Origin of the sequence: Burkholderia sp. Se-20378, assembly GCF_017104665.1 — a bacterium.
GTDB lineage: Bacteria > Pseudomonadota > Gammaproteobacteria > Burkholderiales > Burkholderiaceae > Burkholderia > Burkholderia lata.
On record NZ_JAAGPG010000017.1, the window covers coordinates 37,860 to 45,279 of the forward strand.

Genomic DNA, 7,420 nt, shown 5'->3' on the forward strand with positions numbered 1-7,420 from the left:
CGTACGAACACATGCTCAACACGTCACAGGAGTGAGTTCGCATGAAGACCGTATTGATCACCGGCTGTTCCTCCGGCTTCGGCCTCGAGATTGCCCGCTATTTCCTGGCCCGCGACTGGCAGGTCGTCGCGACGATGCGTACGCCGCGCGAGGACGTGCTGCCGCCGTCGGCGCACCTGCGCGTGCTGGCGCTCGATGTCACGAACCCCGACAGCATCCGCGCGGCGATCGACGCCGCCGGCCCGATCGACGTGCTCGTCAACAATGCGGGTTTCGGCGCGGCCGCACCGGCCGAACTGATGCCGCTCGACACCGTGCGCGCGCTGTTCGAGACCAACACGATCGGCACGATCGCGGTGACGGAAGCGGTGCTGCCGCAGTTGCGCCGGCGCGGGGCCGGTGTGGTCGTGAACGTCACGTCGAGCGTCACGTTGAAGGTGCTGCCGCTGCTTGCCGCCTATCGCGCCAGCAAGGCGGCGGTCAATGCGTACACCGAATCGGTGGCGCTCGAACTCGAACCGTTCGGCGTGCGTGCGCGTCTCGTGCTGCCGGGCCGTGCGCCCGACACGCGTTTCGCCGACAACGCGCGCGCGCACATGCACGGCTTCGAGCACGAGGCTTATGCGGAATTCGTCGCGGCGACCTTCGCGCGCCTGGTCGACGAATCCGCGCCGATCACCCATGCGCAGGACGTTGCCGAAGCCGTGTGGCGCGCGGCGACCGATCCCTCGTGCCCGATGCGCATTCCGGCGGGCGCCGATGCCATCGCGTGGGCGGCCGAAGCGGGTTGAGGCTCGCCAGCATGGGCGCGAACGGGCTAAACGACGACCGGATCAGGCAGGTTTGTTTGCGCGAGTGAGGCGGGATGCCACCGGCTTGCAACGGGCCGGCGGTGCGGTGGTATGCACGTATGTGCATGCATCACGGACGGATGCCGTCCGTGTGTTTCAACGGGTCGCGCTCGGCATGAAAGAACGCCGGGCGCGCTTCTGCTCGCTGCCGGTCCATCCGTCGGCCATGCATGGTCGCGCCAGCTACCCCCCACCCGATACACGAGCGACCATGCCGAGCCGGACATCGGCTGCTACTGACCGCCTTCGTACAACTGGTTGAGACGCTGAAGATCCCCCGACTTCTGCATGCGCAGGTATTCCTCCTTGACTTGCGCGCGCGTGAGCCCGGTCGGCCCACCCGCCTGCGAACCGGCGCTGGGCATGCTGCCCATCGACGTCGCGCTGATCGCCGAGTCGGACGGCTTGCTCGACGCTGCCGCGGCGCCATCGTCCTGTGCCCGGGCGAGTCCTGACGCACCCAACACACAAATGACGGCCAGTGCCGCCTTGACCATGCTCTTCATCGTGACACCCCACATGAAAAAGCAATGCAACAACCACGACGCGGATTCCGTATCGTCCGCGTACGTCGACGTTCCGCATGCGTGCGGTTGCCCGCACGCGTCACGTCGGTCCTCCCCCGGCAATTCCCCAAGGTTTTACGGCGACTGACGCACCGGCCTGCGCAGATTCGCGCGATGGTTCTGTCGCGCGTGTCGAGTCGTCTTGTGCGCGTTTGATTCGCGCATCGTGAATCGCGTCATTCCGCCGCCATGGCATCGCGCCGGGCAAATACCCGATGCCGAACGCAGGAGTGGGTTCGTCACGCGAATGCAGCCGGAATGGCGAAATGATAGAACTCGCATGCCGGTTTAACGCCCTCCTGAAAGGGGGTAATTGCCGTCGTTGTCATGTGGAGTGCCTACACTGGACAGACATCGCGGAACGTATGAAGTCGAGCTTCTCACCGCGGCCCGCGAGCGAATCCGGTGCATGTTCGAGGAGCGCAGTCATGTCTGACAAACACGTCGCGCTTGCGAGTCATATTCGTCGGCTCTGTTCGCTTGCCGTCGAGCCGCATCTCGTCATTCCTCATGTGATTGAGGCGACCCGGCATATCGTCGGCGCCGATTGGGGCATGTTCTTCTATGCCGACGAACACTACGCCGTGTCGGACGTGTGCAGCGAAAACGAGGTGGTCTATACGCTGTTGCCGACGTATTTCGCGAACATCCACAACACGTCGCGGCAGGAGGTGCTGGGCATCACGTTTTCCGATGCGATGCGCCGCGGGCGCGGTTTCGACAACAGCGCGCACTACGACCGTGCATTGCTGTCGAGCGACATGTATGCGGACCTGTGGCGGCCGGTGTCGATGCGCCACTGCCTCGAGCTGACCGCGACGGACGGCGTGCGCGGCTGGGGCAGTCTGCTGCTGTCGCGTGCACCGGGTTGCCGTCCGTTCTCGGAGAAGAACCATCGCGACATCGAACCCGTGGCGCGGCATCTGGCCCATGCACTGTCGCGGCCCGTGCAGCCCACGCTGCACGAATCGGAATGCAGCGAGTCCGCGATCATGGTGGTCGACGACGATGGCCGGCTCCTGCTGCACAACGCGGACAGCATCCGAATGCTGTCGCTCGCGACCGGCGAGCCGCTCGCGTTCTACCATCACGAACGCTTGCCGGACTGGCTCGCGCCGCTGCGGTCGAACCTCAACCGGATCTGGCTCGGCTACCCGGCGCCACCCGCGATGCTCGAGCATCGCAACCAGGCGGGGCGTTTCCGCTTCAAGGCCTATCGATGTACCGACGCGGCCGCGTTGCAACGCGATGCCGCGATCGTGATCTACATCGAACACTTTCCGCCGCTCAGGCTGACGGTCGAACGCCTTGGTTTCGTGTTCGGCCTGACCGAGCGACAACGCGAACTCTGTGTGCAGCTCGTGCTGGGCCGCTCGCACAGCGAGATTGCGCGCGACTTCGCGCTGCGCGACAGCACGGTCGTCGATCATGTTCGCAAGATCTATCGCCGGCTCAACGTACACAATCACGACGAATTGCGCAGCGTGTTTCGGGCCGGGCGGCTCGACTAGGTTTCGGGGCGCCCGGCGTTGCGCCTGGTGCTCCGTTACAGTGCGCGCCGGATCGCCTGCTCGAGCAACGACAACCCGAGATCGATCTCCGCTTCGCTGACGGTCAGCGGCGGCGCGATCCGGAACACGCCGCCCATGCCGGGCAACTGCACGATGTTCATGCTGAGCCCGAGGTTCATGCATTCGCGCGTGATCTTCGCGCCGAGCCCGTCCGCCGGTTCCTTCGTGCGGCGATCCTTGACGATTTCGACGCCGAGCAGCAGCCCGCGTCCGCGCACGTCGCCGATGCAGTCGAAGCGTTCCATCAGGTCGAGCAGGCCGCGCCGGAGCCGGTCACCCATCACGTTCGCCCGTGCGACGAGCCCCTCGCGCTGCACGACGTCCAGCACGCGCAGGCCGACGGCCGCGGGCAGCGGGTCCGACACGTGCGTCGTGTAGAACAGGTAGCCGAGTTCGTGCGCGCGTTCCTCGATGGCCGCGGACGTCACGATCGCCGCGAGCGGCAGCCCGGCGCCGAGCGTCTTCGACAGCGTCAGGATGTCGGGCGTCACGCCGTCGCGCTGGCACGCGAACATCGTGCCGGTGCGCCCGACGCCGGTCTGCGCCTCGTCGAGGATCAGCAGCATCCCGCGTTCTTCGCACTTGCGCTTGACCGCCGCCATATAGCCTTCCGGCAACTCGATGATCCCGCCCGAGCTGAGGATCGGCTCCGCGATGAAGGCCGCGAGGTTGCCGCTCGACTGGCGATCGATCAGGTCGAACGCATAGTCGAGTTCGGCCAGATAGTCGTAGGTGCCGTTGCGCTCGAAGCGCGGCCGGTACGTGAACGGCGCCGGAATCGCGAACGAGCCGACGGCCGCCGGGCCGACGCCCTTGCGCCCGGCGCTGTACGTGGCCGACGCGGCCGCGCCCGTCATCCCGTGCCACGACTGCGCGAAGCCGACGATCTCGTACTTGCCGGTGACGAGCTTCGCCATCCGGATCGCGGCTTCGTTCGATTCCGCGCCGGTGCTGAGCAACAGCGCGCGATCGAGCCCGGCGGGCGTGACGTCGGCGAGGCGCGTCGCGAGGTCGACGACCGGCCGCGACAGCATCCCGCTGAACAGATGGTCGAGCTTGCCCGCGTATTCGCCGATCACGGACACGATCTCCGGATGGCTGTGGCCGAGCACCGCGCTCATCTGGCCCGATGTGAAATCGAGGATCGCGCGGCCGTCCGCGTCGTATACGAAGCTGCCTTTCGCGCGCTCGATGATCAGCGGCTCGAACGTGCCGCCGTAGCGGACCAGGTGCTGCCTGGCGTTGCGCCAGAAGGTCGGGTCGTCGTTCAGGGACATCGGGCGTCTCCAGACAAGAGGCAAGGGGCAAAGGGCCAAGGGTCGCTTGCAGTCTAGGCGCGCGTCTGGTTTGATGGAAACGAATAGTTCTTATGCAAGGTAGAAAAGGAGCTAATACCTTGGCGCTTTCGCTCGAAATCGACCTGCTGCGCTCGTTCGTCGTGATCGCCGAGGTGCGCGCGCTCAGCCGCGCGGCCGCACGCGTCGGCCGGACCCAGTCCGCGCTCAGCCAGCAGATGAAGCGGCTCGAGGAGGTCGTCGACCAGCCGCTGTTCCAGCGCACCGGGCGCGGCGTGGTGCTGACCCACCCGGGCGAGCGGCTGCTCGTGCATGCGCAGCGCATCTTGCGGCTGCACGACGAGGCGATGGCCGACCTGTGCGGCACGGGGTTGTCGGGGACGATCCGCTTCGGCTGCCCGGACGATTACGCGGAGGTCTGGCTGCCGTCGCTGCTGCGGCAGTTTTCGAGCCAGCATCCACAGGCGATCGTCGAAGTCGTGTGCGGGCCGACGCCGCGACTCGTCGAGCAGCTGGAGAAACGCGCGGTCGATCTGGCGATGATTTCATTGCCGGACGACGGCGCGAACGACGACATCATTCGCCGCGAGCAACTGGTGTGGATCGGCTATCCGGGGCTCGAACCCGCGCATTTCGATCCGTTGCCGCTGGCGCTGTCCGATCGCGACACGCTCGATCACCTCGCGGCCTGCGACGCGCTGGATCGCGCGGGCCGCGAATATCGCGTCGCATATGCGAGCAGCAGCCTCGCGGGGCTGATCGCGCTGGTGCGTTCGGGGCAGGCGTTCGCGGTGATGACGCAGACGGCGGTGCCGGCCGACCTGGCGATCGTCACCGGCGATCCGCGTCTGCCGCCGTTGCCGGCCGTGGGCATTACGCTGAAGTTCGATCGCAAGCGGCCGTCGCATCTGACGGCGGCGTTCGCCGAGCATATCCGGAACGCGTTGCCGTTGCTGTGATGTCGTGAGGGGCGCCGGCAATCGTCGCCCTCGATTGATTTCTCCATTTTCACTTCTCTGGCGACTTGCCACTCGAAAAGCAAACGTTTGCCTGTGATTTATCGTCGCGCTGATTCAAGCGAAGTCGCGCGCGAGCAATCCGGGGCAGGGCGATAAATCGGAATCCTGTGTAATTTTTTCATTTCATCAGATGAATTCTCGGTTCACATGTTTACATCGATGACGCAACATCCCGATAAAGGCACGGTAATTGTCAATCATTGTAAAAAATAAGAAAACGACAACAAAAAATTTCAAATTATGTGTATTAATTCTGTGAAATTCCACGAGGCCAACGACGGATTCAATACGGCCTGCGAATCGATTTTGAAGAGGCAATCGAATACCGTGCCCGCCATGGGTTTGGCGATTTATTCTCGGGGGAATCGCAGTGAATCGCAGCTATCGGAGCATCTGGAGCGAAGCGCTCGGAACGTGGGTCGCAGTTGCAGAGATCGTTAAATCTCGCGGAAAAAAGTCTCGCGGGGGAGTGTCGATACGGAATGACGGAATTGAGAAGTCTGGGAAATTATATGAATCAGACGCGCTGAGAATAATAGGTATATCCGTTATTCTTTTTCCGTGCTTCGTTGTTCCTGCCTATGCCCAACAGTTCATCGTTAACGATAACGGTGACACCGGGTGTTATCGAATTAACGATGGAGGCCTGGTCGGGCAGACAGGCGGGAGTTCCGCGTGCAACACAGCCAGCCAGACCGCTGTCATGGTGAACAGCGGCAGCCTGATCGTGGGTGGAACGAACGGCACGGGCGCGATCGGCGGGTTGCCGACGTCGACGGGCGGGACGACGACGGCAGGCGGATCAACCGCAAATGCATATGGTTTCTATGTGCTGTCGAATGGCGCGTACATCAACGGTGGGACGAACGGCACCAACATCGTCGGGGCCGTCCAGGTGTCGGGCCTGGCGTCATTGAATGGCGGCGCGAGCCTCAACAACCAGAAAATCACCAATCTCGCTCCTGGTACGGTGTCCGCGGCGAGCACGGATGCGGTGAATGGCAGCCAGCTTGCGAGCCTGTCGACGTCGGCGTCGACGGGATTGTCTTCGGCGAACAGCTCGATCACGTCGCTGTCGACGTCTACGTCGACAGGGCTGTCGTCAGCCACCAGCTCAATTGGTTCGTTGTCGACGGGGCTCAGCTCGACGAATAGTTCGGTCACTTCGCTGTCGACCTCGACCTCGACGGGCTTGTCGTCGGCGAATAGCTCGATTACGTCGCTGTCGACGTCTACGTCGACAGGGCTGTCGTCAGCCACCAGCTCGATTGGTTCGTTGTCGACGGGGCTCAGCTCGACGAACAGTTCGGTGACTTCGCTGTCGACCTCGACATCGACCGGCCTGTCGTCGGCAAACAGCTCGATCACCTCGCTGTCGACTTCCACGTCGACGGGGCTGTCGTCAGCCACCAGCTCGATTGGTTCGTTGTCGACAGGGCTTAGCTCGACGAATAGTTCGGTGACGTCGTTGTCGACCTCGACATCGACGGGCCTGTCGTCGGCGAACAGCTCGATTACTTCGTTGTCAACCTCCACGTCGACGGGTCTCTCGTCGGCGAACAGCTCGATCACGTCGCTGTCGACCTCCACGTCGACAGGGTTGTCGTCAGCCACCAGCTCAATTGGTTCGTTGTCGACGGGGCTCAGCTCGACGAACAGTTCGGTGACGTCGTTGTCGACCTCGACCTCGACGGGCTTGTCGTCGGCGAACAGTTCGATCACATCGTTGTCGACTTCGACGTCGACGGGGCTCAGCTCGACGAATAGTTCGGTGACTTCGCTGTCTACCTCGACCTCGACGGGCCTGTCGTCGGCGAACAGCTCGATTACTTCGTTGTCGACTTCGACGTCGACGGGTCTCTCGTCAGCCACCAGCTCGATTGGTTCGTTGTCGACGGGGCTCAGTTCGACGAATAGTTCGGTGACTTCGCTGTCTACCTCGACCTCGACGGGCCTGTCGTCGGCGAACAGCTCGATTACTTCGTTGTCGACTTCGACGTCGACGGGTCTGTCGTCAGCCACCAGCTCGATTGGTTCGTTGTCGACGGGGCTCAGCTCGACGAACAGTTCGGTGACTTCGCTGTCTACCTCGACCTCGACGGGCCTGTCGTCGGCGAA

At 63.5% G+C, this 7,420-nt stretch carries 6 protein-coding genes; 4 read left to right on the forward strand and 2 right to left on the reverse strand.

Annotated elements, in window-relative coordinates:
- Positions 1–41: 41 nt before the first annotated feature.
- Positions 42–791 carry an SDR family oxidoreductase gene (locus tag G3N93_RS04445; RefSeq protein WP_174936675.1) on the forward strand — a complete coding sequence of 250 codons (750 nt, stop codon included), beginning with the start codon at positions 42–44 and terminating at the stop codon, positions 789–791.
- A 293-nt stretch (positions 792–1,084) separates the two neighbouring features.
- Here the strand turns inward: G3N93_RS04445 and G3N93_RS04450 are convergent, their stop codons facing one another.
- Positions 1,085–1,357: a DUF4148 domain-containing protein gene (locus tag G3N93_RS04450; protein WP_174936678.1), complete on the reverse strand. Its 273-nt coding sequence runs from the start codon at positions 1,355–1,357 to the stop codon at positions 1,085–1,087.
- A gap of 488 nt (positions 1,358–1,845) precedes the next feature.
- Here G3N93_RS04450 and G3N93_RS04455 point away from each other — a divergent pair, with 488 nt between their 5' ends.
- Positions 1,846–2,928 carry a LuxR C-terminal-related transcriptional regulator gene (locus G3N93_RS04455; RefSeq protein WP_206132356.1) on the forward strand — a complete coding sequence of 361 codons (1,083 nt, stop codon included), beginning with the start codon at positions 1,846–1,848 and terminating at the stop codon, positions 2,926–2,928.
- A gap of 35 nt (positions 2,929–2,963) precedes the next feature.
- On the opposite strand, the gene G3N93_RS04460 is transcribed toward G3N93_RS04455, so the two are convergent.
- Positions 2,964–4,265 carry an aspartate aminotransferase family protein gene (locus G3N93_RS04460; RefSeq protein WP_206132357.1) on the reverse strand — a complete coding sequence of 434 codons (1,302 nt, stop codon included), beginning with the start codon at positions 4,263–4,265 and terminating at the stop codon, positions 2,964–2,966.
- Positions 4,266–4,357: 92 nt separating this feature from the next.
- Here G3N93_RS04460 and G3N93_RS04465 point away from each other — a divergent pair, with 92 nt between their 5' ends.
- Together G3N93_RS04465 and G3N93_RS04470 are read left to right on the forward strand one after the other, a co-directional pair.
- Complete coding sequence (locus G3N93_RS04465) at positions 4,358–5,242, forward strand: LysR family transcriptional regulator (protein WP_174985796.1); 885 nt, start codon at positions 4,358–4,360, stop codon at positions 5,240–5,242.
- Between the two features lie 430 nt (positions 5,243–5,672).
- On the forward strand, positions 5,673–7,420 hold a 1,748-nt coding region (locus tag G3N93_RS04470; protein ID WP_307873386.1), incomplete at its 3' end, for an ESPR-type extended signal peptide-containing protein.

Bases quoted from the DNA above. Each gene is read 5' to 3' on its own strand.
- G3N93_RS04450 (WP_174936678.1), bottom strand. From the start codon at position 1,357: ATGAAGAGCATGGTCAAGGCGGCACTGGCCGTCATTTGTGTGTTGGGT.
- G3N93_RS04445 (WP_174936675.1), top strand. From the start codon at position 42: ATGAAGACCGTATTGATCACCGGCTGTTCCTCCGGCTTCGGCCTCGAG.
- G3N93_RS04465 (WP_174985796.1), top strand. From the start codon at position 4,358: ATGCAAGGTAGAAAAGGAGCTAATACCTTGGCGCTTTCGCTCGAAATC.
- G3N93_RS04455 (WP_206132356.1), top strand. From the start codon at position 1,846: ATGTCTGACAAACACGTCGCGCTTGCGAGTCATATTCGTCGGCTCTGT.
- G3N93_RS04460 (WP_206132357.1), bottom strand. From the start codon at position 4,265: ATGTCCCTGAACGACGACCCGACCTTCTGGCGCAACGCCAGGCAGCAC.